Origin of the sequence: Pseudomonas sp. NPDC089554 (assembly GCF_050280645.1) — a bacterium.
Taxonomy (GTDB): domain Bacteria; phylum Pseudomonadota; class Gammaproteobacteria; order Pseudomonadales; family Pseudomonadaceae; genus Aquipseudomonas.
The window spans coordinates 1-23,509 of record NZ_JBNNVR010000087.1 but is presented as its reverse complement, the minus strand read 5'-3'; the positions used below and the strand labels follow the sequence as shown (position 1 = coordinate 23,509).

At 64.9% G+C, this 23,509-nt stretch carries 23 protein-coding genes; 4 read left to right on the top strand and 19 right to left on the bottom strand.

Translation table 11 applies throughout. The features are described from left to right. Nucleotides 1–28: 28 nt before the first annotated feature. From ACQKPE_RS21135 to ACQKPE_RS21090, 10 genes are all read right to left on the bottom strand, one after another. Nucleotides 29–259 carry an OmpW family outer membrane protein gene (locus ACQKPE_RS21135; RefSeq protein WP_427668617.1) on the bottom strand — a complete coding sequence of 77 codons (231 nt, stop codon included), beginning with the start codon at nt 257–259 and terminating at the stop codon, nt 29–31. 93 nt (nt 260–352) lie between these two features. Beyond that, nucleotides 353–1,448 (bottom strand): peptide chain release factor 2 gene (gene prfB, locus ACQKPE_RS21130; protein ID WP_427668615.1). Its coding sequence is split into 2 segments (ribosomal slippage): nt 353–1,375 and nt 1,377–1,448, totalling 1,095 coding nucleotides; the frame shifts between segments, so codons are not numbered across the junction. Between the two features lie 219 nt (nt 1,449–1,667). After that, entirely contained in the window at nt 1,668–2,672 is a 1,005-nt protein-coding gene (locus ACQKPE_RS21125; RefSeq protein WP_427668614.1) for a diguanylate cyclase, read from the bottom strand. A 51-nt stretch (nt 2,673–2,723) separates the two neighbouring features. After that, a complete protein-coding gene (locus ACQKPE_RS21120) occupies nt 2,724–3,737 on the bottom strand; it encodes a chemotaxis response regulator protein-glutamate methylesterase (protein WP_427668612.1) in 1,014 nt (337 codons plus the stop codon). Then, the gene (locus ACQKPE_RS21115; RefSeq protein ID WP_427668610.1) at nt 3,734–6,019 is read right to left on the bottom strand and encodes a hybrid sensor histidine kinase/response regulator; all 2,286 of its coding nucleotides are present in this window, start codon (nt 6,017–6,019) and stop codon (nt 3,734–3,736) included. The genes ACQKPE_RS21120 and ACQKPE_RS21115 overlap by 4 nt, the downstream gene beginning before the upstream one ends. Beyond that, nucleotides 6,016–6,681 (bottom strand): chemotaxis protein CheW, encoded by a 666-nt coding sequence (locus tag ACQKPE_RS21110; RefSeq protein WP_427668609.1) that lies wholly within the window; start codon nt 6,679–6,681, stop codon nt 6,016–6,018. Before ACQKPE_RS21110 ends, ACQKPE_RS21115 begins: the two co-directional genes overlap by 4 nt. Then, entirely contained in the window at nt 6,678–7,943 is a 1,266-nt protein-coding gene (locus ACQKPE_RS21105) for a CheR family methyltransferase (protein WP_427668607.1), read from the bottom strand. The genes ACQKPE_RS21110 and ACQKPE_RS21105 overlap by 4 nt, the downstream gene beginning before the upstream one ends. Then, nucleotides 7,940–8,461, bottom strand: a complete 522-nt coding sequence (locus ACQKPE_RS21100; RefSeq protein ID WP_427668605.1) for a chemotaxis protein CheW — start codon at nt 8,459–8,461, stop codon at nt 7,940–7,942. The genes ACQKPE_RS21105 and ACQKPE_RS21100 overlap by 4 nt, the downstream gene beginning before the upstream one ends. Before the next feature lie 5 nt (nt 8,462–8,466). Next, on the bottom strand, nt 8,467–10,089 hold the full coding sequence (locus ACQKPE_RS21095) for a methyl-accepting chemotaxis protein (protein ID WP_427668603.1): 1,623 nt from the start codon (nt 10,087–10,089) through the stop codon (nt 8,467–8,469). A gap of 152 nt (nt 10,090–10,241) precedes the next feature. Beyond that, nucleotides 10,242–10,967, bottom strand: coding sequence for a tellurite resistance TerB family protein (locus ACQKPE_RS21090; RefSeq protein WP_427668602.1), 726 nt, complete (start codon nt 10,965–10,967; stop codon nt 10,242–10,244). A gap of 189 nt (nt 10,968–11,156) precedes the next feature. Between ACQKPE_RS21090 and ACQKPE_RS21085 the strand changes: the two genes are divergently transcribed. Both ACQKPE_RS21085 and ACQKPE_RS21080 read left to right on the top strand, forming a co-directional pair. Next, the gene (locus ACQKPE_RS21085; RefSeq protein WP_427668619.1) at nt 11,157–11,411 is read left to right on the top strand and encodes a type II toxin-antitoxin system HicA family toxin; all 255 of its coding nucleotides are present in this window, start codon (nt 11,157–11,159) and stop codon (nt 11,409–11,411) included. Continuing rightward, nucleotides 11,408–11,740, top strand: a complete 333-nt coding sequence (locus ACQKPE_RS21080) for a type II toxin-antitoxin system HicB family antitoxin (protein ID WP_427668600.1) — start codon at nt 11,408–11,410, stop codon at nt 11,738–11,740. Before ACQKPE_RS21085 ends, ACQKPE_RS21080 begins: the two co-directional genes overlap by 4 nt. A gap of 48 nt (nt 11,741–11,788) precedes the next feature. On the opposite strand, the gene ACQKPE_RS21075 is transcribed toward ACQKPE_RS21080, so the two are convergent. The 3 genes from ACQKPE_RS21075 to ACQKPE_RS21065 form a co-directional block, all read right to left on the bottom strand. After that, nucleotides 11,789–12,895 (bottom strand): NADH:flavin oxidoreductase/NADH oxidase, encoded by a 1,107-nt coding sequence (locus ACQKPE_RS21075; RefSeq protein ID WP_427668598.1) that lies wholly within the window; start codon nt 12,893–12,895, stop codon nt 11,789–11,791. A gap of 174 nt (nt 12,896–13,069) precedes the next feature. Beyond that, nucleotides 13,070–14,779 carry a single-stranded-DNA-specific exonuclease RecJ gene (gene recJ / locus ACQKPE_RS21070; protein WP_427668597.1) on the bottom strand — a complete coding sequence of 570 codons (1,710 nt, stop codon included), beginning with the start codon at nt 14,777–14,779 and terminating at the stop codon, nt 13,070–13,072. Between the two features lie 9 nt (nt 14,780–14,788). Next, nucleotides 14,789–15,331, bottom strand: coding sequence for a YaeQ family protein (locus ACQKPE_RS21065; RefSeq protein WP_427668596.1), 543 nt, complete (start codon nt 15,329–15,331; stop codon nt 14,789–14,791). 142 nt (nt 15,332–15,473) lie between these two features. Between ACQKPE_RS21065 and ACQKPE_RS21060 the strand changes: the two genes are divergently transcribed. Together ACQKPE_RS21060 and ACQKPE_RS21055 are read left to right on the top strand one after the other, a co-directional pair. After that, nucleotides 15,474–16,673 (top strand): CaiB/BaiF CoA transferase family protein, encoded by a 1,200-nt coding sequence (locus tag ACQKPE_RS21060; protein WP_427668594.1) that lies wholly within the window; start codon nt 15,474–15,476, stop codon nt 16,671–16,673. A 14-nt stretch (nt 16,674–16,687) separates the two neighbouring features. After that, on the top strand, nt 16,688–17,569 hold the full coding sequence (locus ACQKPE_RS21055; RefSeq protein ID WP_427668593.1) for a TIGR02285 family protein: 882 nt from the start codon (nt 16,688–16,690) through the stop codon (nt 17,567–17,569). A gap of 128 nt (nt 17,570–17,697) precedes the next feature. Here the strand turns inward: ACQKPE_RS21055 and ACQKPE_RS21050 are convergent, their stop codons facing one another. The 6 genes from ACQKPE_RS21050 to xerD all read right to left on the bottom strand — a co-directional run bounded on the left by ACQKPE_RS21050 (nt 17,698) and on the right by xerD (nt 23,307). After that, nucleotides 17,698–17,979: a DUF3509 domain-containing protein gene (locus ACQKPE_RS21050; protein WP_427668591.1), complete on the bottom strand. Its 282-nt coding sequence runs from the start codon at nt 17,977–17,979 to the stop codon at nt 17,698–17,700. A gap of 72 nt (nt 17,980–18,051) precedes the next feature. Continuing rightward, a complete protein-coding gene (locus ACQKPE_RS21045) occupies nt 18,052–18,489 on the bottom strand; it encodes a histidine kinase (RefSeq protein WP_427668590.1) in 438 nt (145 codons plus the stop codon). A 171-nt stretch (nt 18,490–18,660) separates the two neighbouring features. Then, entirely contained in the window at nt 18,661–20,070 is a 1,410-nt protein-coding gene (gene thrC / locus ACQKPE_RS21040) for a threonine synthase (RefSeq protein ID WP_427668588.1), read from the bottom strand. A gap of 52 nt (nt 20,071–20,122) precedes the next feature. Beyond that, nucleotides 20,123–21,427: a homoserine dehydrogenase gene (locus ACQKPE_RS21035; RefSeq protein WP_427668586.1), complete on the bottom strand. Its 1,305-nt coding sequence runs from the start codon at nt 21,425–21,427 to the stop codon at nt 20,123–20,125. Between the two features lie 80 nt (nt 21,428–21,507). Beyond that, nucleotides 21,508–22,257, bottom strand: coding sequence for a DsbC family protein (locus ACQKPE_RS21030; RefSeq protein ID WP_427668584.1), 750 nt, complete (start codon nt 22,255–22,257; stop codon nt 21,508–21,510). Between the two features lie 153 nt (nt 22,258–22,410). Then, nucleotides 22,411–23,307, bottom strand: coding sequence for a site-specific tyrosine recombinase XerD (gene xerD / locus ACQKPE_RS21025; RefSeq protein ID WP_427668582.1), 897 nt, complete (start codon nt 23,305–23,307; stop codon nt 22,411–22,413). Between the last annotated feature and the right edge of the window lie 202 nt (nt 23,308–23,509).

Here is a 23,509-nt window from a genome sequence, read left to right as displayed (position 1 = left end):
GTTTTTTTGTAGCCGTGGGCTGAAACCCTTAGAACTTGTAGCCGATTCCGACCATGTAGACCCATGGGTCCACATCCACGTCGACCTTGGTCTTGTCCGCGTACTGTTTCTGCAGGTCGTTGCAGTAGCTGTCGCGACGGAAGTCGTTGGGGAAGGCGTTGCCCTTGGCGCGTTCTGCGGCAAGTTTTTCCTTGCGCAGGGCGATCAGGGCGTTTTCTTCCTGTTGCAGGTCTTGCGGTTGGGTGTTGAGGTCGCTCATGTCGTCAGTGTTTCCATCAGGTGTTCGTTGCCCCTGTCGGGCAGGGCACGCGATACCGGCTGGCGGCCGGGTATCGCGGCGGTGGAGTGCGGGTTACAGCCCCTGCTTGAGGCTCGCTTCCAGGTACTGGTCGAGGTCGCCGTCCAGGACCTTCTGGCAGTCGCTGCGCTCGACGCCGGTACGCAGGTCCTTGATGCGCGAGTCGTCGAGCACGTAGGAGCGGATCTGGTGGCCCCAGCCGATGTCCGACTTGCTGTCTTCCAGCGCCTGGGACGCGGCATTGCGCTTCTGCATTTCCAGCTCGTACAACTTGGCCCGCAGCATTTTCATGGCGGTGTCCTTGTTGGCGTGCTGGGAGCGTTCGTTCTGGCACGCCACCACGGTGTTGGTCGGCACGTGGGTGATACGCACCGCCGAGTCGGTGGTGTTGACGTGCTGACCGCCCGCGCCGGAGGAGCGGTAGGTGTCGATGCGCAGGTCCGACGGGTTGATGTCGATCTCGACCTTGTCGTCGATCTCGGGCGACACGAACACCGCCGAGAACGAGGTGTGGCGACGGGCACCGGAGTCGAACGGGCTCTTGCGCACCAGGCGATGCACGCCGATTTCGGTACGCAGCCAGCCAAAGGCGTACTCACCCTTGATGTGCACAGTGGCGCCCTTGATGCCGGCGACCTCACCTTCGGACAGCTCGATGATGGTGGCGTCGAAACCGCGCTTGTCGGCCCAGCGCAGGTACATGCGCAGCAGGATGTTGGCCCAGTCTTGCGCTTCGGTGCCGCCGGAGCCTGCCTGGATGTCCAGGTAGGCGTTGTTCATGTCCATCTCGCCGCTGAACATGCGACGGAACTCGAGCTCTGCCAGGCTCGCTTCGAGGCCCTGCAGCTCGGTCACCACGTCGTCTACGGCGGCTTCGTCGTTTTCCTCGACGGCCATGTCGAGCAGGTCCTGGCAGTCGGCCAGGCCACCGGACATCTTGTCCAGGGTCTCGACGACCTGCGCCAGCATGGCGCGCTCGCGGCCCAGGCCCTGGGCGTACTCGGGTTTGTTCCACACGGCCGGGTCTTCCAGCTCGCGATTGACTTCGATCAGGCGGTCAGCTTTTTGATCGTAGTCAAAGATACCCCCGAATGGACTGGGAACGCTCGGTGAGGTCCTTGATGGTGTTCAGGATCGGTTGGATTTCCATGGGCGGGCAGCTCTCGTGCGAATTCGGTGAAAAGCCCGCGAGTATAGCGCAGTCTCGCGCTCGGCGGCAGGGCCGTCGAGCGGGGGTTGTAGCCGTCAATCTGTGTTGTTCTTTTCGCGGGTAAACCCGCCCCACAGGATTACCGCTGCCCTTGAGAGCAGCTCACTACCTGTTGGAGCGGGTTTACCCGCGAAAAGGGCGACAAGGTGCCTGGGCCCCTCAGGCCACCCCGACCTGGTTGCGCCCGCTGTGCTTGGCCTGGTACAGCCCCTTGTCCGCAGCCGAGATCAACTGGCGGCATTGGCTGCCGATGGCCGGTGTCTGGGTCGCCAGGCCAATGCTCACGGTCAGGCGCGAATCGGCCTGCGGTGCAGTGTGCGGGATGTTCAGCGCCAGCACCGACTGGCGCAGCTTCTCGGCGATCAGCCGGGCGCCGCCGGGCGAGGTGTTCGGTAGCACCAGGGCGAACTCCTCGCCACCGTAGCGCGCCGGCAGGTCGCTGGGGCGCGAGCACGAACCGCGGATGGCCTCGGCCACCTGGCGCAGGGCCTCGTCCCCGGCCAAGTGGCCGAAACCGTCGTTGTAGGCCTTGAAGTAGTCGACGTCGATCATCAGCAGCGACAACTGCTGCTGCTCGCGCATGGCCCGGCGCCATTCCAGCTCCAGGTACTCGTCGAAGTGGCGGCGGTTGGACAACCCGGTAAGGCCGTCGGAGTTCATCAGCCGCTGCAGCATCAGGTTGGTGTCCAGCAGCTGTTGCTGGCTGACGCGCAAGGCGCGGTAGGCCTCGTCGCGTTGCAGCAAGGTCAGGTAGGAACGCGAGTGATAGCGGATACGCGCCACCAGCTCGATGGTGTCCGGCAGCTTGACCAGGTAGTCGTTGGCCCCGGCGGCAAAGGCGGCGCTCTTGACCAGCGGGTCTTCCTTGGTCGACAGGACGATGATCGGAATGTCCTGGGTGGCCGGGTTGTTGCGGTACTCACGCACCAGGGTCAAGCCATCGAGCCCCGGCATGATGAGGTCCTGGAGGATCACCGTGGGCTTGATGCGCATGGCCTGGGCCACCGCCTGGTGCGGGTCGGCGCAGAAATGGAAGTCGATGTTTTCCTCGTGGGCCAGCCCACGGCGCACCGCCTCGCCGATCATCGCCTGGTCGTCGACCAGCAAGACCATCGCCGCACCCTCGTTGATGGTCGTTATACCTTCGCTCGGTAACTCACTCATTGCTGTTCACCCGGTCACTGCCGGCACGGCGGCATGACTCAATACATAACGTCATTTCGAAAATATCTCCACAAGTCTCCCGGCAATCCTGTCCAGCGGACGGATCTCGGTGGCCGCATCGATCGCCGCGGCCGCCTTGGGCATGCCGTAGACGGCGCTGCTCTGCTGGTCCTGGGCGATGGTCAGGAAACCGCGTTGACGCATCTGCTTGAGGCCCTGGGCACCGTCGCGCCCCATGCCGGTGAGCAGCACGCCCACCGCATCGCCACCCCAGAAGCGCGCCACGCTCTCGAAGAACACATCGATCGAGGGTCGGTAGATTTCGTTGACCGGTTCGGCGGTATAGGCCAGCTGGCCGCCTTGCAGCAAGCGAATATGATGATTGGTGCCCGCCAGCAGTACCTGCCCCGGCTGCGGCGGCTCGCCTTCGCGGGCCAGGCGCACCGGCAAGCCGGAAACACCGCTGAGCCACTCGGCCATGCCGGCGGCGAATACCTGGTCGACATGTTGCACCAGCACGATGGCCGCCGGGAACTGCCGGGGCAGCCCTTTGAGCAGCACTTCCAGTGCCGCGGGCCCGCCGGCCGAAGAGCCGATCGCCACCAGGCCGCGGCGCTGGACGTCTTCGCGCAGCGGCGCGGCAACCGCCCGCGGTGCGCTGGCGCGCTGCTGGCCGATCAGCCAGCCGATGTTGAGGATCTTGCGCAGCAGCGGCGCAGCGGCCTCGCGGGCATCCCCTGCGCCCAGGGCCGGGGTGTCCACCACATCCAGGGCGCCGTGGCCCATGGCCTCGAACACCCGGTGCACATTCTGCTTGCGGTCTACCGTGACGATGACGATGGCGCAGGGCGTCTCGGCCATGATCCGCTTGGTCGCCTCCACACCATCCATCACCGGCATGATCAGGTCCATCAGGATCAGGTCCGGGGTCTGCTCGGCGCACTGGCGCACGGCTTCGGCGCCATTGCTGGCTACCCAGATCACTTCGTGCGCAGGCTCGAATGCCAGCGCACGGCGCAAGGCCTCGACGGCCATGGGCATATCGTTGACGATGGCAATCTTCATCCTTGTGCCCCCCCGATCAACTCCACCACGGCCTCCAGCAACGCATCGTCATGGAAGCTGGCCTTGGCCAAATAATAGTCGGCGCCGGCATCCAGTCCACGACGACGATCTTCTTCACGGTCCTTGTAGGACACCACCATCACCGGCAACGACTGCAAGCGGTGGTCGCGGCGCACCAGGGTGACCAGCTCGATACCGTCCATGCGCGGCATGTCGATATCGGTGATCAGCAGGTCGAAGTCTTCGCTGCGTAGGGCATTCCAGCCGTCCATGCCATCGACCGCCACCGCCACGTCATAGCCGCGGTTGCCGAGCAACTTGCGTTGCAGCTCGCGTACGGTGAGCGAATCGTCGACCACTAGCACGCGCTTGCGGGCAACCCCCTGGCCCACCCTGACACCGCGGTCGATGCGCTCCAGGCGGCCGGTGCTGAGCAGCTTGTCCACCGAGCGCAGCAGGTCTTCGACATCGATGATCAACACCACCGAGCCGTTGTCGAGCAAGGCGCCGGAGGAAATATCCTGGACCTTGCCCAGGCGCGGATCGAGCGGCATCACCACCAGCACCCGCTCGCCGATCAACCGCTCCACCGCCACGCCATAGAGTTGCTCGCGCTCGCGGATCACCACCACCCGCAGGCTGCTTTCATCGCCTTGCCCGGCGGGCCGGTTGAGCAACTGGCTGGCGGCGACCAGGCCGATATGCCGACCCTCGTGCCAGAAGTGCTGGCGCCCTTCGAGCTGCACGATGGCCTCGGCCGGCACCTCGAGCGTGCGTTCGATATGCGCCAGCGGGAACGCGTAGGCCTCGCCGCCGACTTCCACCACCAGGCTGCGCACCACCGACAGGGTCAAGGGCACTTCCAGGTGGAAGCGACAGCCCTGGCCCGCCACCTGGGTCAGCTCGATCGACCCGCGCAGCTCGCGGACCATGTGCTGCACTGCATCCAGGCCAACACCGCGCCCGGACACCTCGGTGACCTGCTGGCGCAGGCTGAAGCCCGGCAGGAACAGGAAGGTCAGCAGTTCCGCCTCGCTCATCTGCGCCACGGTCTCGGCCGGCGACAGTGCGCGCTCGACGATGCTGCGGCGCAGGCGCTCCAGGTCGATGCCGGCGCCGTCATCGGACAGTTCCAGCACCAGTAACCCGGCCTGGTGCGAGGCGCGCAGGCGCAGCGTGCCATCGCTGGGCTTGCCTGCCAGCAGGCGCCGCTCGGGCAACTCGATGCCATGGTCGACGGCATTGCGCAGCAGGTGGGTCAAAGGCGCTTCGAGCTTTTCCAGCACGTCGCGGTCGACCTGGGTCTTTTCGCCTTCGATCAGTAGGCTGACCTGCTTGCCCAAGGAACGCCCCAGGTCACGCACCATGCGGCTCTGCCCGGTGAGTACGTCGGCGAACGGGCGCATGCGGCAAGCCAGCGCGGTGTCGTAGAGCAATTGCGCGCGCTGGCTGGCCTGCCAGCCGAATTCATCGAGGTCGGCGGCCTGCTGCTGGAGAATTTGCTGGGTTTCGGCCAGCAACCGCTGAGTCTGGGCCAGGGCGTCCAGTACCTCGGCGCTCTGGCCGCTGCCTTCGAGCTGGGTCTTGAGTCCGTCGAGCGCACGCATGCCCTGGCCGTGCATCCGCTTGAGGCGCTGCAAGGTCGCCAGGTAGGGCTTGAGCCGCTGGGTCTCGACCAGCGACTTGCTCGACAGGTCGAGCAGGCTGTTCAGCCGGTCGGCCGTGACCCGCAGCACCCGCTCGCCACCTTCGCCACCGCGCTTGCCGCTCTTGCGCGGCGGCGCAGGTTCGGCCTCGGCCTCCACTTCGCTTGCAACCGGCATGGGCGGGGCTTGCTCGGGCATTGTCGGCACCACGGGCGCGGCCACCGGGGTGGTCGGCATGGGCGGCGCGGAAGGGTCGAGCAAGGCGGCCATCTGCACCAGGAAGGCGGGCACTGCCGCCTCCCCCGCCGGGTCGCCGGGCGTGGCAATGCGCATCAGCAGGTCAGTGCCCTGCAGCAAGGCGTCGATGTGCTCCGGGCGCAGCAACAGGCGGCGTTCCTGGGCAGCCACCAGGCAGTCTTCCATGACATGGGCGACACTGACCCCGGCATCGATACCGACGATTCGCGCGGCCCCTTTGAGCGAGTGCGCCGCACGCATGCAGGCTTCCAGCTGGCCGGCCTGGGTCGGGTCACGCTCCAGCGCCAGCAGGCCTGCGCTCAGTACCTGGGTCTGCGCTTCGGCTTCCAGGCTGAACAGTTCGAGCAACGATGCGTCGCGCATTTGCTCTGGGGTCATGACAGGCTCCGCTTCACGGCAGACAGTAGCGTTTCGGGGTCGAGCACACGCACGCTACGGCCTCGCCATTGCAGTGCAGCCAGGGTAAACGGGGCGGCTTCGCTAACGTTCTCAAGGCGCGCCGGGTCCAGCCGGTGGATACCGTCCACCTCATCCACCGGGATCACCACCGGCCCGCCTTCGGCCGCCAGAATCAGCATGCGCGGCATCACCCGCCCAGTACGCTCCTGGACAGGTTCGCCGCCCATGCCCAGTAAGTCGACGAGGGACAGGCACGGCACCAGGGCACCACGGACATTGGCCACACCTTGCAGCACCCGCGAGCGCTGGTGCGGCAGCGAATGCACGGCCTGCAACGGGGCGATCTCGGCCAGGCAGGCGGTGGCCAGGGCCAACCACTCCTCGCCAAGGCGGAACAGCAGCATTGAGCGCCCGCTGACGTCCTGCTCCGGCGCGGCTGGCTCGACCTGCTCGTCCTGCACCAGGGCGTAGCGATCGAGCAGGCGCGTGGCGGCTGCGGCGTAGACCTCGCAGTTGCGACAATGAATGTGCTGCTCGAGCAACGGGCAGGCTTTGTTGCCATGGACGCCGATACGGTTCCAACAATCGTCGAACGTGTCGTCGTGCTGGGCAATCAACTGCATCGAGTTCGCGCCACTCATCGTTCAGACTCCCTGCCCACCCGCGCCGCCCGCGCCTGCAAACGCCTAGCGCCCGCCTCGTCGCCCTGGGACGCCAGCAGCGCCGCCAGGTGCACCAGGGTTTCACTGTGCTGGGGCTCCAGATACAACGCCTTGCGATAGTGACTGAGCGCCGCCTGGGCATCGCCTGCCGTGTCGCTGAGCAGACCCAGCCAGTAGTAGACCTGCGCCTTGGGCTCGAACTGGCGCAGGTAGCGCTCGCAACTGGCCCGCGCCTGGTCGCTGGCGCCGGCATTGGCCTGTTCGGCGATGCTCGCGAGCAGGGCATCGGCGCCCTCACGCTGTGCTTGCGGGCTGACGAGGACAGGCCGCGCCATCGCTTGGCGCGGCGCGGGTGGAGATACAACCGGTACTGGCCGGGGCGCCGGCGCAGCCTGCGGGGTACTGCGCGGCGCCGGCGCAGGTTGAATGGCCGGTGCGCTGGCCTGAGGGTCCTGGCGCACATAGGCGAACGACTGGGCGATACCCAATGGGCGCATGCCCAGGCGCGCCAGCAGGCTGCCTTCGGCAGGGCCGATGAACAGGACGCCGTTGGCGTGGGTCAGGTGCTTGAGCACCTCGAACACCCGCTGCTGGGTGGGCACATCGAAATAGATCAGCAGGTTGCGGCAGAACACGAAGTCGTACCAGCCATCCTGGCTGCGCAGGGCCGGGTCGAGCACGTTGCCGACCTGCAGATGCACCTGCTTGCGCACACGCGTATCCAGTCGCTGGTTGTCGCCTTCGGCGGCGAAGTGCCGTTCGCGGAACGCCAGGTCGCTGCCACGGAACGAGTTGCGCCCATACAGCGCCTGCTCGCCACGGCCTACGGAGTTGGGGCTGATATCCATGCCGTCGACGCGGAACGCGCCAGGCGCCATGCCACTGTCGAGCAGGGCCATGGCGATCGAATAGGGCTCCTCGCCGGTCGAGCACGGCAGGCTGAGGATACGCAGCGGGCGGGTGCCAGCCAGCTCGGCGAGGCGCTTGTGAGCCAGGCCCACCAAGGCGGTGAACGACTCTGGATAGCGGAAGAACCAGGTCTCGGGGACCACCACCGCCTCGATCAGCGCCTGCTGCTCATCGTGGGATTGCTGCAGGCGCAGCCAGTAGTCGTCCAGGTCCTCGGCGCCCAGCGCCGTGCAGCGCTGACGCAGGGCGCGCTCGATCATCGGCGCGCCGACCGAGTCGACATCCAGGCCGATGCGCTCCTGCAAAAAACGGTAGAACCGCTGCTCGCTCATGCTGGCACCTGCCCAGGTTGTTCAGGGAACAGCAGGCTGCGCACAGCGTCGCTCAACAGGTCATCGACCTGGATACGCTGCACCAGCCCGAGTGCGTCCTGGCGTACCGGGCCCAGGTAGCGGGCCTCGGCATTGTCCAGGCCATAAGGCTGAAACGCCTCGGGCTCGCAGCGCAGGGTATTGGTCGCCTGCTCGAGGATCAGGCCTAGTTGCAGGCCGGGTCGCTGCGGGTCACCGTGATAGTGCACCAGCACCAGCCGGGTGCTGGTGCGTTGCGCGGCGCTGGTGCCGAAGCTCAGCGCCGACACGTCGATCACCGGCACCAGCGCACCACGATGGCCGAGCACGCCAGCGACCCAGGCGGGCGCCTGGGCGATGGGCTTGAGCACGCGCAATGGCAGCACCTCGATCACCTCGCGCACATCCAGCGCAAAGCGCTGCCCGCCGATGTGAAACAGCAGGTAGAGCACGCCTTGCGCCTCGCCCTGGCGCTGCCCACGCGGTTGCAGGTCGTTCATCGGCGTCAGACTTTGAACCGCGACACACCGCCGCGCAGGCCGGCGGCCACCTGGCTGAGTTCGTCGATGGCGAAACTCGCCTGGCGCAGCGACTCGACCGTCTGGGTACTGGCATCGCTGAGCTGGGCCAGCGCCTGGTTGATCTGTTCGGCACCGGTGGCCTGGGCCTGCATGCCCTCGTTGACCATCAGCACCCGCGGCGCCAAGGCCTGCACCTGGTGGATGATCTGGCTGAGCTGCTCGCCCACTTCCTGCACCTCGAACATGCCGCGACGCACTTCCTCGGAGAACTTGTCCATGCCCATGACCCCGGCCGACACCGCCGACTGGATCTCGCGCACCATCTGCTCGATGTCGTAGGTGGCCACGGCGGTCTGGTCGGCCAGGCGGCGCACCTCGGTGGCCACCACGGCAAAGCCGCGGCCATATTCACCGGCCTTTTCCGCCTCGATGGCGGCGTTGAGCGAGAGCAGGTTGGTCTGGTCGGCGACCTTGACGATGGTTACCACCACCTGGTTGATGTTGCCGGCCTTCTCGTTGAGGATGCCCAGCTTGGCGTTGACCAGGTCGGCGGCGCCCATCACCTGGTGCATGGTTTCCTCCATGCGCGCCAGGCCCTGCTGACCGGAGCCGGCCAGGCTCGAGGCCTGGTCGGCGGCGCTGGTCACTTCGGTCATGGTGCGCACCAGGTCGCGGGAGGTCGCAGCGATCTCCCGCGAGGTGGCGCCGATTTCCGTGGTGGTGGCGGCCGTTTCGGTGGCGGTCGCCTGCTGCTGCTTGGAGGTGGCGGCGATCTCGGTGACCGAGGTAGTCACCTGCACCGACGAGCGCTGGGCCTGGGCCACCAGGTTGGCCAGGGCTTCGCCCATTTCGTTGAAGCCGCTCTCGATGGCGCCGAACTCGTCCTTGCGGTCCAGGCTCAGGCGTGCGCTGAGGTCACCCGAACGCAGCTTGTTCAGTGCATTGACGATACGTTGCACGGGCGCGGTGATCGCACGCATCAGCAACAGACCGCACACACCGGCAGCGATAATCGCCAGCAGCAACGAGACGACCATGCTGCCCTTGGCCGTGGCCACTGCAGCGACGATGTCGCGCGAAGCGGCGTTGGCCGCTTCGGTGTTGCGGTCGATCAGTGTGTTGAGGTGCTTGCGACCGGCCATCCAGGCGGGGTTGAGCACCTCATTGATGAGCCGTTCGGCCTCGGTATAGTTCTTGGCGCGGTAGGTATCGAGCACCTGCTCGACCAGCTTGAGGTAGTCCGCTTCCATGCGTACGAAGGCATCGAACGCGGCCTGGTCCTGCGGGTCCCTGATGGTTCCCTGGTAGTTGCCCATCTGCTCCTTGAGCCGGTCATTGAAGCTCTTGAACAGCTCGGCATCGGCGCTGGTGAACTCGCGGCGGTCGGAGAGGCCGACCAATTGCTGACTGGCGACGTAGCTGTCGACCCAGGCGCTGCGGATCATCGAGCTGTAGTAGACCCCTGGGATGCTGTCGTTCCCCACTGCCTCCTCGCTCGCCTCGATCGACACCAGGCGTGAGTAGGCGGCGACGATCATCAACAGCATGATGGCGATGATCACGGCGAAACTTGCCAGGATCCGTTGGCGCAACGTCCAGTTCTTCACAATCAGCCCTCGGAAATTCACTACAAGTAGGAAAAATCGCCGAAGTATAGCGTACGTGCCCTACAGGTTCGTGGCTGAATTGCGGGGAATTTGGGCATCGATAGAGGATGGAGCAGCCAGTGACCGCTCCATCAGGTGAAAGGGATACAGGGTCAGGCCTGGGCAGCGAGTCGAACCTGGTTTTCCAGTTCCTGGCGCAGCGCAGGGTCCAGGCGTAGCTGGCGGGACAACTCATCGAGATAGGCGCGCTCCATGAAGTTCTCCTGGTCGACCATCATCACGCTGGCCAGGTACATCTCGGCAGCCATTTCCGGGGTTTGCGCGGCGCGGGCGACTTCGGCCGGGTCCAGCGGCTTGTTCAGCTCGGCATGCAACCAGCCTTGCAGCTCACGGTCGTTGTCCAGACGCACGAACTCGCCTTCGATCAGCTCGCGCTCACGCTCATCGATATGGCCATCGGACTTGGCCGCCGCCACCAGGGCTCGCAGCACCGCCTGGCTGTGCTGCTCGGCCTGGGCCGGGGGCAGGCGGTCGAGGGTCTGCGGCTCCTGCGCGCCACTTACGCCCTGGCGCGCCTGCCAGTTGCCGTAGGCCTTGTAAGCCAGCACACCAAGTGCCGCCAGGCCGCCGTAGGTCAGCACCTTGCCGCCATACTTGCGGGCGCTCTTGTTGCCCAGCAACAGCCCCATCGCCCCCGCCGCCAGCGCACCGCCACCGGCGCCCGACAGCAGGCCACCAAGGCCGGAGCCCCCACCCTTGCCACCGCCCAGCAGGTCGCCAAGGCCTGACGCCTTGCCCGAGCCGCCCTTACCCTGCTGCTTTTGCAGCATTTCCTGGCCGGAGCGGAGCAACTGATCGAGTAGACCACGGGTGTTCATCTGGGATACCTCCGAAAGGGGAAACAAAGATCCAGATTAGGCCCGCTGGCTGAATTCTCGCTTAATGCATTTGCTTCGGGATGTTGCTTCATTGCCCTCTTGATTATTGGAAGCGTCCCGCAATCCAAAGCGACTGATCCTACGGCTAGGCCATTGTTGATGGCGCACCCGGTATCATATTTTGATACCATGAATACTTATCAACGATCTACCTTGCTTGTGCTTTTCAAAAAGCCATTGCCCAAGACCTTGGAGTGGGCTCGCCTGGAGTCACTGCTGATAGCGGTTGGCTGCAAAGTGGTGGAAGGAAGAGGGTCGCGGGTTCGCTTCGAACTCAACGGGACAGTGGCAACATTTCATCGCCCTCACCCAGACCGACATGCCAAGCCTTACCAATTGCGCGACGCTCGCCAATTCCTCGAACTGGCCGGAGTAAAACCATGAATGTCATGACCCACCGAGGCTACGCCGCCCGTATCGAATACAGCGACGAAGACCAACTGCTGATCGGCCATGTTGCCGGCATACGAGATGTCATCGGATTTCATGGGGAGTCAATCCGCGAGTTGCGCGGGGCCTTCGAAGAAGCCGTGGATGATTACCTGGAAACATGCGAGCGCCTGGGGCGCCCCCCTCAGAAGGCCTATTCGGGCAAGCTCAGCTTACGCCTCGAACCCGGTCTGCATGCCAACGTAGCGGCCAAGGCTGAACTGGCACACAAAAGCATCAATCAGTGGGTAAGCGACGTACTCAGCCAAGCCACTTCGCTCTGAGCGCAGTCAGCCTGAGCCATCTGAGACGGCGGCTCAGGCTGACTAAGCTCAATCACGCAAATCCGACTCACGAATCGGATTGGCGCGACTGGTCGCCCTTTGATACTGGGCCGGCCAGGTGGCCTTGTTGCCACCTAGGTCGTCGTCGGCGTGCAGCGGCCAGTAGGGGTCGCGCAGCAGCTCGCGGGCGAGGAAGATGAGGTCGGCCTGGCCGGTGCGCAGAATGTGCTCGGCCTGGGCCGGCTCGGTGATCATGCCCACGGTGCCGGTAGCCATGCCCGACTCCTTGCGCACGCGCTCGGCGAAGCGGGTCTGGTAGCCGGGGCCGGTGGGAATTTCCGCGTGCATCGAGGTGCCGCCAGACGACACGTCGATCAGGTCCACGCCCAGGTCTTTCAGGCGTCTTGCCAGTTCGACGGTCTCGTCGGGGTTCCAACCGTCCTCGACCCAGTCGGTGGCCGACACCCGCACGATCAGCGGCAGTTCGTCCGGCCACACCTCACGCACCGCCTGGGTAACTTCCAGGGTCAGGCGAATGCGGTTGTCGAAGCCGCTGCCATAGCGGTCGCGGCGCTGGTTGCTCAGTGGCGACAGGAACTGGTGCAGCAGGTAGCCATGAGCGGCATGCACCTCGACCACCTTGAAACCTGCCTTCAGCGCTCGACCCGCCGCATCGGCGAAAGCCTGGACGATACCGGCGATATCCTGCTCGCTCAGCTCGCTCGGCACGCAGTGTTCAGGGTCGAAGGCGATCTTCGAAGGCCCGACCGGCTGCCAGCCGCCCTCCTCGACCTTCACGCTGCCATGCTTGCCCAGCCACGGGCGGTAGGTGCTGGCCTTGCGCCCGGCGTGGGCCAGCTGGATGCCGGGCACCGCGCCCTGGGCAGTAATGAAACGGGTGATGCGTTGCAATGGCGCGATCTGCGCATCGTTCCACAGGCCGAGGTCTTCGGCGGTGATGCGGCCATCCGGGGTAACCGCAGTGGCTTCGGTGATGATCAGCCCCGCACCGCCAACCGCGCGGCTGCCCAGGTGCACCAGGTGCCAGTCGTTGGCCAGGCCATCGACGCTGGAATACTGGCACATGGGGGAAACGGCGATGCGGTTGGGCAGGGTCAGCTGACGCAGGGTATAGGGTTCAAGCAGCAGGCTCATGGCGGGACCTCCCAGGGACTCCAATGGTCATCCGGCCCGGGCACTCATGCGCGCCCCTGGCCCGGTACCGGTCTCATGAGACTAGACCAGATTGCCCGGGAAAAAGGTTCCCCCGGGCTGCCGGAATCGTTGGAAGCACCGTCCTTGCGGCGCTGGCACGGGTCGTACCGCCCGTCAGCGCGGCTCCATGTGGGCGATCATCAGCTGCACGCTTTCATTGCCGCGGAACTCGTTCACATCCAGCTTGTAGGCCAGCTCGACCCAACGCACCGTCGGGTTCGGCCACACCTCGCGGTCCACGCCGAACGCAATGCCATCGAGCCTGACCGACCCGCATTCGCTCTTGAGCACCACCTTCAGGTGCCGCTCGCCCACCACCCGCTGCTCGACCAACTGGAACACACCATGGAACAGCGGCTCGGGGAAGTGCTGACCCCACGGCCCGGCGTGGCGCAAGGCCCGTGCCAGGTCAAGGTGGAACTCCTCTACCGCCAGGGTGCCATCGGACAACAGACGCCCGGTCAGGTCGTCCTCACGCAATTGACGACGCACTTCATCGTCGAAAGCTTCGGCGAACGCCGGGAAGTGCTGCGCAGGCAATGACAGGCCGGCGGCCATGGCGTGCCCGCCGAACTTGCTGATCAACTGCGGGTGGCGCGCCGCGACGGCATCCAGCGCATCGCGAATATGAAAGCCCGGTACCGAACGCGCCGAGCCTTTGAGCATGCCCTCGCCGGCATCGGCAAAGGCGATGGTGGGGCGGTGGTAACGCTCTTTCAGGCGCGAGGCGAGAATGCCGATCACACCCTGGTGCCAGTCCGCCTCGAACAGGCACAGGCCATAGGGCATCGACTCCACCGGCAGGTCCTTGAGCTGGGCCAATGCCTCGCGCTGCATGCCCTGCTCGATGGACTTGCGGTCCTGGTTCAAGCCATCGAGCTGCTCGGCCATGTCCTGGGCCAGCGCCGGGTCTTCGCACAGCAGGCATTCGATACCCAGGCTCATGTCGTCCAGGCGACCGGCCGCATTGAGCCGCGGGCCCAGGATGAAGCCCAGGTCGGTGGAGGTGATGCGCCGATGGTCACGCCGGGCGACCTCGAGGATCGCCTTGAGCCCCGGCCGTGCGCGGCCTGCGCGAATGCGCTCAAGCCCCTGGTGCACGAGGATGCGGTTGTTGGCATCCAGCGGCACCACGTCGGCCACGCTACCCAGCGCCACCAGGTCGAGCAGTTCGCCGATGTTCGGCTGCGGCTGATCCTCGTAGCGGCCAAGGCTGCGCAGGCGCGCGCGCAGGGCCATCAGCACGTAGAAGATCACCCCCACGCCGGCCAGCGACTTGCTGGGGAAGTCGCAACCCGGCTGGTTCGGGTTGACGATGGCATCGGCGTCCGGCAACTGCGGGCCAGGCAAATGGTGGTCGGTGACCAGCACCTTGAGCCCGGCGGCCTTGGCGGCCGCTACGCCCTCGACGCTGGAAATGCCGTTATCCACGGTCACCAGCAGCTGCGGCTGACGCTGCAAGGCCACCTCGACGATTTCCGGGGTCAGGCCATAGCCATACTCGAAGCGGTTGGGCACCAGGTAGTCGACGTGGGCCGCGCCCAGCAGGCGCAGGCCCAGCAGGCCCACGGTGCTGGCGGTGGCGCCATCGGCGTCGAAGTCGCCGACGATGAGAATGCGCAGGCGTTGGTCGAGGGCTTCGACCAGCAGGTCTACTGCCGCCTCGATGCCCTTGAGCTGCTGGTACGGCAGCAGCCGTGCCAGGCTTTTGTCCAGTTCGGCTTCGCTCTGCACGCCACGGGCGGCGTAAAGGCGCGTCAACAGGGGCGGCAGGTTGCCAAGGAACGGCAGGGTCGACGGCAGGGGGCGAGGTTCGATACGCATGTGGGCCGATCAGCCCCGCTCGCCGAGCAGCCACTCCAGCTGCACTTCGTGCTGACCACGGTCGTCGGTGACGAACACCGTGCCTTCGCTGATCATCACGTCCCATTTGATGGTGCGCGGCATGTCGGTGGCCAGCACTTCCAGCACCTCCTGGGGCACGGCAGCGATGTTCAGGTTCTTCAGGCCCTTGACTGCGTCCACCACCTTGTTCTGCCACACCCGCAGGCTGCCGTAGGCCAGCAGGCTGGTGCGCTCGGTGCGGCGCGAGCACCAGGTCAGGCGCTCGGCGTCCGGCTGGCCGACTTCGATCCAGTGCAGGATGCGGTCATCCAGGCTCTTTTCCCACAAAGCGGCTTCGTCAACATCCGACAGACCGCGGCCAAACGCCAGGTTTTCGTTGTACCAAAGGGCGTAGGCCAAAAGGCGCACAGCCATGCGCTCCTCGGTTTCCGACGGGTGACGTGCGATGGTCTGCCTGACGCTTTCGTACACGCCGCGGTCGAGGTCGGTCAGGTTCAGTTCGAATTTGTAGGTGGTGGACGGCTGGGCCATGGCAGACGGGCTTCTTCAAAGAAAAGTCGCACAGTCTAACCGATCCTGGGCCTGGCGACCTGTCGACGACAGCCCGCGACAGTACCTGCCACCCATCAGCTGTGATAAAACCACGTCTGTCACCCGCTGCCACGGATAATCCATGACCCTCCCCAGCAAACCTCTCGCCGGTCTGAAAGTCATCGAACTCGGCACCCTCATCGCCGGCCCCTTCGCCTCGCGCATCTGCGCCGAGTTCGGTGCCGAGGTGGTCAAGGTCGAGTCCCCCGATGGCGGCGACCCATTGCGCAAATGGCGCAAGCTGTACGAGGGCACATCGCTGTGGTGGTTCGTCCAGGCGCGCAACAAGCAATCGCTGACACTCAACCTCAAGCACCCCGAGGGCCTGGAAATTCTCAAGCGTTTGTTGGCCGAGGCCGACATCCTGATCGAGAACTTCCGCCCCGGCGTGCTGGAAAAGCTCGGGCTGGGCTGGGACGTGCTGCACGCGCTCAACCCGCGCCTGGTGATGGTGCGCCTGTCGGGTTTTGGCCAGACGGGGCCGATGAAGGACCAGCCGGGTTTCGGCGCGGTCGGCGAATCCATGGGCGGGCTGCGCTACATCACGGGTTTCGAAGACCGCCCGCCGGTGCGCACCCGCATCACCAACGGTGACACGATAGCCGCCCTGGGGGGCGTGATCGGCGCGCTGATGGCCCTGCGTCATCGCGAGGTCAATGGCGGCCAGGGGCAGGTGGTGGACGTGGCGCTGTATGAGGCGATCTTCGCCATGATGGAAAGCATGGTGCCGGAGTTCGACGTATTCGGGTTCATTCGCGAGCGCAGCGGCAATATCATGCCTGGCATCACCCCCTCCTCCATCCATACCAGTGCCGATGGCAAGCACGTGCAGATCGGCGCCAACGGTGATGCCATCTTCAAGCGCTTCATGCAGGCTATTGGCCGCAACGACCTGGCCAACGACCCGGCGCTGGCCACCAACGATGGCCGCGACCTGCGCCGTGATGAGCTGTATGGCGTGATCGACCGCTGGGCCAACGGCCTGCCACTGGAGCAGGTGATGCAGGTGCTCAACGACGCGCAGGTGCCTGCCAGCCGCATCTACTCTGCCGAGGATATGTTCAACGACCCGCAGTTCCTGGCCCGGGAAATGTTCCTCCAGGCCCGCCTGCCGGACGGCAAGCCGTTCCGTATGCCAGGCATCGTGCCCAAACTGTCGGATACGCCAGGTTCCACTGAGTGGGTTGGCCCGGCGCTGGGCGAGCACACCGCTTCGCTGCTGTCCCAGCTCGGCTACGACGAGGCTGCCGTCGCCCGCCTTCGCGAGCAGGGTGCAGTCTGAGCCGGTCTTCGGCGGTGCGCGCCCTGGGCCTGGCCCTGCTAACCCTTGTGCCGCTGTTCGCGGCGCAAACCCTCGAGGCTCGCGAGCGCCTGCAATGGCTGGTGCGCGACCTGCCGCCGTTCACCATCCAGGAGGGGGAGCAAAAAGGCCAAGGGGTGATCGACCAATTGCTGCCGCAGTTGATCGAGCAAATGCCCGAGTACGAGCACAGCATCGTGCGGGTCAACCGCGCGCGTGGCATGCAGATGCTTCAGGAGCGCCAGTTCACCTGCGACCCCACCTTGCTATGGACCCCAGAGCGAGCGCGCTTCGTAAAGTACTCCAAGCCGACGCTGGGCGTGCTGAGCAGCGGCGTGGTGGTGCGCAAGCGCGACCTGGCGCTGCTTGCCCCCTACCTTGACGGACAGCAGCTCGACCTCAAGCGCTTGCTGGAAGACACTTCACTCAAGCTCGGTATCGTCGCCGAGCGCAGCTATAGCGTGCAGGTCGATGACATACTGCGGCAGTTGCCCGACCGCTCGCTGAGCCGCCACTACGGGAATGACGCCACCGGTAACCTGCTGCAGATGCAGCAACTGGGGCGTGTGCAACTGGTGCTCGGCTACTGGCCGGAAGTGCGCTACCTGGCCCAGCAACAAGGCGGCACACTGGATGACTACCAGTTCCACCCGATCAAGGGCACCAATCGCTACCAGTTGTTTTATATCGCCTGCGCGGACAGCCCACTGGGCCGCGAAGCCATCGCCCGCATCGACCGCCTACTGCCGCAGCTGCGCCAGGAGTTCCTGCCGGGACTCTACGCCAAGTGGCTGGACCCGGAGCTGCGCATGGACTACCTGAAGGACACCCAGCAGTTCTTCGAAGAACCGCCCGCACCCACTGCCCCGGCGCCATAAAAAAGAAACCCCGGACGCTGGGGAGCGCAATCCGGGGTCAACTGAAAGCCCTTGGGGACTTCCGCGGCAGCCATTCGGTACCGGAGCAAAGCACCGAACCGCTGCCCTTACTGTGTCTGACGGGTCGTTCAGGCAAAGGTTCCATGAAATTGTCGAGGTTGTGCTGCGGCAGCGATCACGCAGGGCTGCAAACGCCCTTCGACGATCTGTAGGTCACGGTGCAGGCCATCGACCAGGTCGACCAGCAGGCGCTGTTCCTGCAACTGTCGTACTCGCACTGCACGCTTGAGCACTTCGGCGCCCTGGGGATCGAGCAGTGTCAGCAGGCGGTTGCCGTCGGCATCCGTGTCGTCGAGCTTGACCTGGTAGGGTGCCAGGGCATCGTTGAGCAATGAGCAGATTCTTTCCATCCGGCGTACTCGCTTGGCGGGGAGGTATTGGAACTGACCCTCGAGCGCCGCATAAAGTTCGCCGCGCCCGGTTCATCGAGCATGCGCGGGGGATATGACAGTTTGGATATCTTGCGCCGACCGAGTATCGCCAGGGCGCGCCAGGCACTTGAGTGCAGCCTGCAACGCGGCGATAGGCAGTGGCCAAGGCAGCTGCGCCAGCACCCAGGCGCCCAGGCGACGAGCCTCGCGCGACAGGTCCGGGCTTTCGCCGCCAGGCGCCCCTACGAACAGCAAGGCGCGTGTCAGCGACTGGGCCTGGATGAATTTCAACAATGCCATGGCGCATAGCGTCGGCATTTCATGATCGAGCACCAGCAGGTCGACAGGCTCTGCCAGCAGGCTAGCCTTGGCCTGCGCCAGGCCCGAGACGATACGCACGTTGAACACCCCTAGGGCATTGAATGCCTGGTGCATGGGAATGTGGTGCGAGGTGCTGGCCTGGACGATGAGGACGTTTAACCGATGCATGAGCCGCTCCTGATGGCCGACTGCCCTGATGGGTGGCCGGCTACTCTAGGCAGTAGCTCAATTACAGGGATATAGGAAAAGACTGAAAGAAGCTGGAGAAGCTTCCGGGAGGGCTTACCAGGAGTCTGTCAGTCCGCCCTCAACGTGAAGGCGGACTGACAACCAAGGCAGTTACAGCGGTTTGCCGCGGTTGCCGTGCTGGCTGACGAAGGCCTGTACCGCCTTCAGGTCGTTGGCCAATACCGTGCAACGCTCTTCACGGCTGAACAGGTCGCCCAGGTGCGCCGGCAGCTCCAGGGCCTTGGCGACACCGGCCTTCTCCACCGCTTCCGGGAACTTGACCGGGTGCGCAGTGCACAGCACTACCATCGGTGTATCCAGGCTGCGGCGGCACTCGCGAGCCGCTTTCACGCCAATGGCGGTGTGCGGGTCGAGCACTTCACCGGTGGCCTTGAACACTTCGGCGATGGTCTCGCAGGTCTGCTCGTCGCTGACCGCCAGCGAGTCGAACAGCTTGCGCGCCTCGGTCCAGCGGTCCTGCTCGACACTGAAACCACCCCCCTGCTTGAAGCTGTCCATCAGTTGGGCGATGGCGGCGCCGTTGCGGCCGTGCAGGTCGAACAACAGGCGCTCGAAGTTGGATGACACCATGATGTCCATCGACGGCGACAGGGTCGGGTGCAGGGCATCCTTGACGTACTGGTTGCCGCTCATGAAGCGGTGCAGGATGTCGTTGCGGTTGGTCGCGACCACCAGCTGGCTGATCGGCAGGCCCATGTTGCGTGCCAGGTAGCCGGCGAAGATATCGCCGAAGTTACCGGTCGGCACCGAGAACGCCACCGAACGGGCCGGGCCGCCCAGCTGCAAGGCTGCGTGGAAGTAGTAGACGATCTGGGCCATGATCCGCGCCCAGTTGATCGAGTTTACCGCCACCAAGCGAGTGCCCTTGAGGAACGACTGGTCGGCGAAGCTGGCCTTGACCATTTCCTGGCAGTCATCGAAGTTGCCTTCGATGGCGATGTTGTGGATGTTGTCGCCCAGAATGGTGGTCATCTGGCGGCGCTGCACTTGCGACACACGCTGGTGCGGGTGCAGGATGAAGATATCGACGTTGTCGCAACGGCGGCAGCCTTCGATGGCCGCAGAGCCGGTATCACCGCTGGTGGCACCGACGATCACCACGCGCTCGCCACGCTTGAGCAGCACGTGGTCGAGCAGGCGGCCGAGCAGTTGCAGGGCGAAGTCCTTGAAGGCCAGGGTCGGGCCGTGGAACAGCTCCATGACCCACTCGTTGCCGTTCAGCTGGCGCAGCGGCGCAACGGCGGCATGGGCGAACTCGCCGTAGGTTTCCTCGAGGATCTTCTTGAAGTCGGCATCGGCGATGCTGCCCTCGACGAACGGGCGCATCACCCGGAAGGCCAGCTCGTGATAAGGCAGGCCGGCCCAGGAGGCGATTTCTTCCTGGGTGAAGCGTGGCAGGTTTTCCGGTACATACAGGCCGCCGTCGGTGGCGAGGCCTGCCAGCAGGACATCTTCGAAGTTCAGGGCCGGAGCCTGGCCGCGGGTACTGATATAGCGCATGGTGCAAACCTTCGGTTCTGGGGGTGGGCCACCACGGCGGCCCGCCACTGAATTAATTGAGCTGTTCGACGCGAATGCGCACGACCCTACCGACCACATCCTGCAGCGACTCGAGGGCGACGATGGCGTCGTTGATACGCTTCTCGACCACACCATGGGTCAGCAGGATCATTGGCACCAGGCCGTCCTGCTCCTCGGCTTCCTTCTGCATGATCGACTCGATGTTGATGCCACGCTCCGACAGAATGCTCGCAACCTGGGCCAGTACGCCTGGGTGATCCTTGGCCTGGATGCGCAGGTAGTAGGCACTTTCGCACGCCTCGATCGGCAGGATCGGGTGGGCCGACAGCGAGTCTGGCTGGAAGGCCAAGTGCGGCACGCGGTTCTCCGGGTCGGAAGTCATGGCGCGCACCACGTCGACCAGGTCGGCGACCACCGACGAAGCCGTAGGCTCCATGCCGGCACCGGCGCCGTAGTACAGGGTGGAACCGGCGGCGTCACCGTTGACCATGACTGCGTTCATCACGCCATTGACGTTGGCGATCAGGCGGTCGTTGGGGATCAGCGTGGGGTGAACGCGCAGCTCGATGCCATCGGCGGTCCGGCGCGCCACGCCCAGGTGCTTGATGCGATAGCCCAGGGCCTCGGCGTAGTTGACGTCGGCAGTGGTCAGCTGGGTGATGCCTTCGGTGTAGGCCTTGTCGAACTGCAGCGGGATACCGAAGGCGATGGAGGCCAGGATGGTCAGCTTGTGCGCGGCATCGATACCTTCGACGTCGAAGGTCGGGTCGGCCTCGGCATAGCCCAGGGCCTGGGCCTCGGCCAGCACATCGGGGAAGGTGCGGCCCTTGTCGCGCATTTCGGTGAGGATGAAGTTGCCGGTGCCGTTGATGATGCCGGCCAGCCAGTTGATGCGGTTGGCCGACAGGCCTTCGCGAATGGCCTTGATCACCGGGATGCCACCAGCCACTGCCGCTTCGAAGGCGACGATAACGCCTTTCTCGCGGGCCTTGGCGAAGATCTCGTTGCCGTGCACGGCGATCAGCGCCTTGTTCGCGGTGACCACGTGCTTGCCGTTGTCGATGGCCTTGAGCACCAGGTCGCGTGCCACGGTATAGCCGCCGATCAGCTCGATGACGATGTCGATTTCAGGGTTGGTCGCAACTTCGAACACATCAGCGGTAATGGGGGTACCGGTAATCTGGCAGTTCGGGTTCTGCGAGCGCATGGCAATCTGTGCCACTTCAATACCACGCCCGGCACGGCGGGCGATCTCCTCGGCGTTGCGCTGAAGTACATTGAAGGTTCCGCCACCGACGGTCCCCAACCCACAGATGCCTACTTTGACCGGTTTCACTGTGAACTCCCCATTGAACGGCCGACGCGTGCGAAGGCCGTGAAAACTGCCGCCTCCCCATGAAGACGGCATCTATTGAATTACTTGTCGTCGGCCAAGGCCAACTTGGCGACCTGCGGTGCCGGCTGGTAGCCCGGAATCACCTTGCCATTTTCAAGAACGATTGCCGGCGTGCCATTTACACCAATCGACTGGCCCAGCTGGAACTGCTTGCCGACCGGGTTGGCGCACTTGGCCGCCTTGATTTCCTTGCCGTCGACCATCTTGTCCATCGCCGCGCGGCGGTCGCTGGAGCACCAAACGGCCTGCAATTGCTCGTCGCCTGGCGAGCCCAGACCCTGGCGCGGGAAAGCGACGTAGCGCACTTCGATACCGCGCTTGTTGAGCTCGGGGATTTCAGCGTGCAGCTTGTGGCAATACGGGCAGGTGGTGTCGGTGAATACAGTGATGTGCGACTTGGTTTCGCCCTTGGCCGGATAGACCACCATCTCTGCAGCCGGAATGCCGTTGATGAGCTTGGCAACGCCTTGGCGCTCGGTCTTCTCGGTGAGGTTGACCGGCTTGCCATCCTGCATCTGGTACAGGTAGCCCTGCATGAAGAACTGCCCATCGGCGCTGGCGTAGAGCACGCGGCCACCTTGCAACTTGACCTCGTACAGGCCACCGACCGGGCTGCTGGCGACGCTTTCGACCGGCACGTCCAGCTCGAGGGTTTGCAAGGTCTTGCGGATCGCCTGCTCGGCACCGGCGCTGGCATCGGTGGTCGCTGCAACGACGAAGGTACTGGCCAGCGCCAGGGCGGCGGCGGCGAAAATCTGGGTCACGCGCATGGGGTACTCCTGAAGGCGGACGGGGCCGGGGGGCGTCGCCTGCGGGAAAATCGCGGCAACCGGGCGGCCCTTGGTGCAAACCGCTCAAGCCTACCACATCAGGCTGGTGCTGAATGAGTCCTCAGGTGCCGCCCGGCGGAACATGAAAATCATTCATCCACGCGGGTGGTGCTGGGCGTGCAGCTGTTGCAGGCGCGCCTTGGCCACATGGGTGTAGATCTGCGTGGTGGACAGGTCACTGTGGCCCAGCAGCATCTGCACCACGCGCAGGTCGGCGCCATGGTTGAGCAGGTGGGTGGCGAAGGCATGGCGCAGGGTATGGGGCGACAGCGGCTTGTCGATACCGGCCACACGGGCGTGGTGCTTGATGCGGTGCCAGAAGGTCTGCCGGGTCATCTGCTCGCCGCGCTGGCTGGGGAACAGCACGTCGCTGGGGCGCGCGCGCAGCAGCTCGGCGCGACCGTCACGCAAATAGCGCTCGATCCACACCACCGCCTCTTCGCCCATCGGCACCAGGCGCTCCTTGCTGCCCTTGCCCATCACCCGCAACACCCCCTGGCGCAGGTTGACCTGGTCGAGGGTCAGGCTCACCAGCTCGGTCACCCGCAGGCCGCAGGCGTAGAGGACTTCGAGCATGGCACGGTCGCGCTGGCCGATAGCCTCGCCCAGCTCCGGCGCCTTGAGCAGGGCCTCGACGTCGGCCTCCGACAGCGATTTGGGCAAGGGCCTACCCAGTTGCGGCATGTCTACCTGCAAGGTCGGGTCGACGGCCACTAGGCGTTCGCGTAGCAGGTAGCGGAAGAAGCCGCGTACGCCGGACAGGAAACGCGCCGTGGAACGAGGCTTGTAGCCTTGCTCGAGGCGCCAGGCCAGGTGGTCGAGGATCAACTCGCGACCGGCGTCGGGCAAAGCCACGCCATGCTCTTGCAGCCAGCCGTTGAACAGGGCCAGGTCGCTGCGATATGAAGCGCGAGTGTTGTCGGAGAGGCCTTTTTCCAACCACAGGGCGTCGAGGAATTGGTCGATCAGGGGGTGGTCTAGGGCGGGCATTGGTCTGGTGGCGAATTGCGTTGAAAGTTAGGGCAGTGTTTCACAGAGGGTTATGGGTTGTCTGTAGCGTCCCTATCGCGGGGCAAGCCCGCTCCCACAGGACCTCCACTGTCTTTGTGGGGGGGGGCGTTGCCCCCCCGATGGGCCGGACACGGCCCCCGCAAAAAAAAAAGGAAAGCACACAAAATAAAAAAACAAAAAC

Bases quoted from the DNA above. Each gene is read 5' to 3' on its own strand.
- ACQKPE_RS21135 (WP_427668617.1), bottom strand. From the start codon at position 259: ATGAGCGACCTCAACACCCAACCGCAAGACCTGCAACAGGAAGAAAAC.
- ACQKPE_RS21125 (WP_427668614.1), bottom strand. From the start codon at position 2,672: ATGAGTGAGTTACCGAGCGAAGGTATAACGACCATCAACGAGGGTGCG.
- ACQKPE_RS21120 (WP_427668612.1), bottom strand. From the start codon at position 3,737: ATGAAGATTGCCATCGTCAACGATATGCCCATGGCCGTCGAGGCCTTG.
- ACQKPE_RS21115 (WP_427668610.1), bottom strand. From the start codon at position 6,019: ATGACCCCAGAGCAAATGCGCGACGCATCGTTGCTCGAACTGTTCAGC.
- ACQKPE_RS21110 (WP_427668609.1), bottom strand. From the start codon at position 6,681: ATGAGTGGCGCGAACTCGATGCAGTTGATTGCCCAGCACGACGACACG.
- ACQKPE_RS21105 (WP_427668607.1), bottom strand. From the start codon at position 7,943: ATGAGCGAGCAGCGGTTCTACCGTTTTTTGCAGGAGCGCATCGGCCTG.
- ACQKPE_RS21100 (WP_427668605.1), bottom strand. From the start codon at position 8,461: ATGAACGACCTGCAACCGCGTGGGCAGCGCCAGGGCGAGGCGCAAGGC.
- ACQKPE_RS21090 (WP_427668602.1), bottom strand. From the start codon at position 10,967: ATGAACACCCGTGGTCTACTCGATCAGTTGCTCCGCTCCGGCCAGGAA.
- ACQKPE_RS21085 (WP_427668619.1), top strand. From the start codon at position 11,157: ATGAATACTTATCAACGATCTACCTTGCTTGTGCTTTTCAAAAAGCCA.
- ACQKPE_RS21080 (WP_427668600.1), top strand. From the start codon at position 11,408: ATGAATGTCATGACCCACCGAGGCTACGCCGCCCGTATCGAATACAGC.
- ACQKPE_RS21075 (WP_427668598.1), bottom strand. From the start codon at position 12,895: ATGAGCCTGCTGCTTGAACCCTATACCCTGCGTCAGCTGACCCTGCCC.
- recJ (WP_427668597.1), bottom strand. From the start codon at position 14,779: ATGCGTATCGAACCTCGCCCCCTGCCGTCGACCCTGCCGTTCCTTGGC.
- ACQKPE_RS21065 (WP_427668596.1), bottom strand. From the start codon at position 15,331: ATGGCCCAGCCGTCCACCACCTACAAATTCGAACTGAACCTGACCGAC.
- ACQKPE_RS21060 (WP_427668594.1), top strand. From the start codon at position 15,474: ATGACCCTCCCCAGCAAACCTCTCGCCGGTCTGAAAGTCATCGAACTC.
- ACQKPE_RS21050 (WP_427668591.1), bottom strand. From the start codon at position 17,979: ATGGAAAGAATCTGCTCATTGCTCAACGATGCCCTGGCACCCTACCAG.
- ACQKPE_RS21045 (WP_427668590.1), bottom strand. From the start codon at position 18,489: ATGCATCGGTTAAACGTCCTCATCGTCCAGGCCAGCACCTCGCACCAC.
- thrC (WP_427668588.1), bottom strand. From the start codon at position 20,070: ATGCGCTATATCAGTACCCGCGGCCAGGCTCCGGCCCTGAACTTCGAA.
- ACQKPE_RS21030 (WP_427668584.1), bottom strand. From the start codon at position 22,257: ATGCGCGTGACCCAGATTTTCGCCGCCGCCGCCCTGGCGCTGGCCAGT.
- xerD (WP_427668582.1), bottom strand. From the start codon at position 23,307: ATGCCCGCCCTAGACCACCCCCTGATCGACCAATTCCTCGACGCCCTG.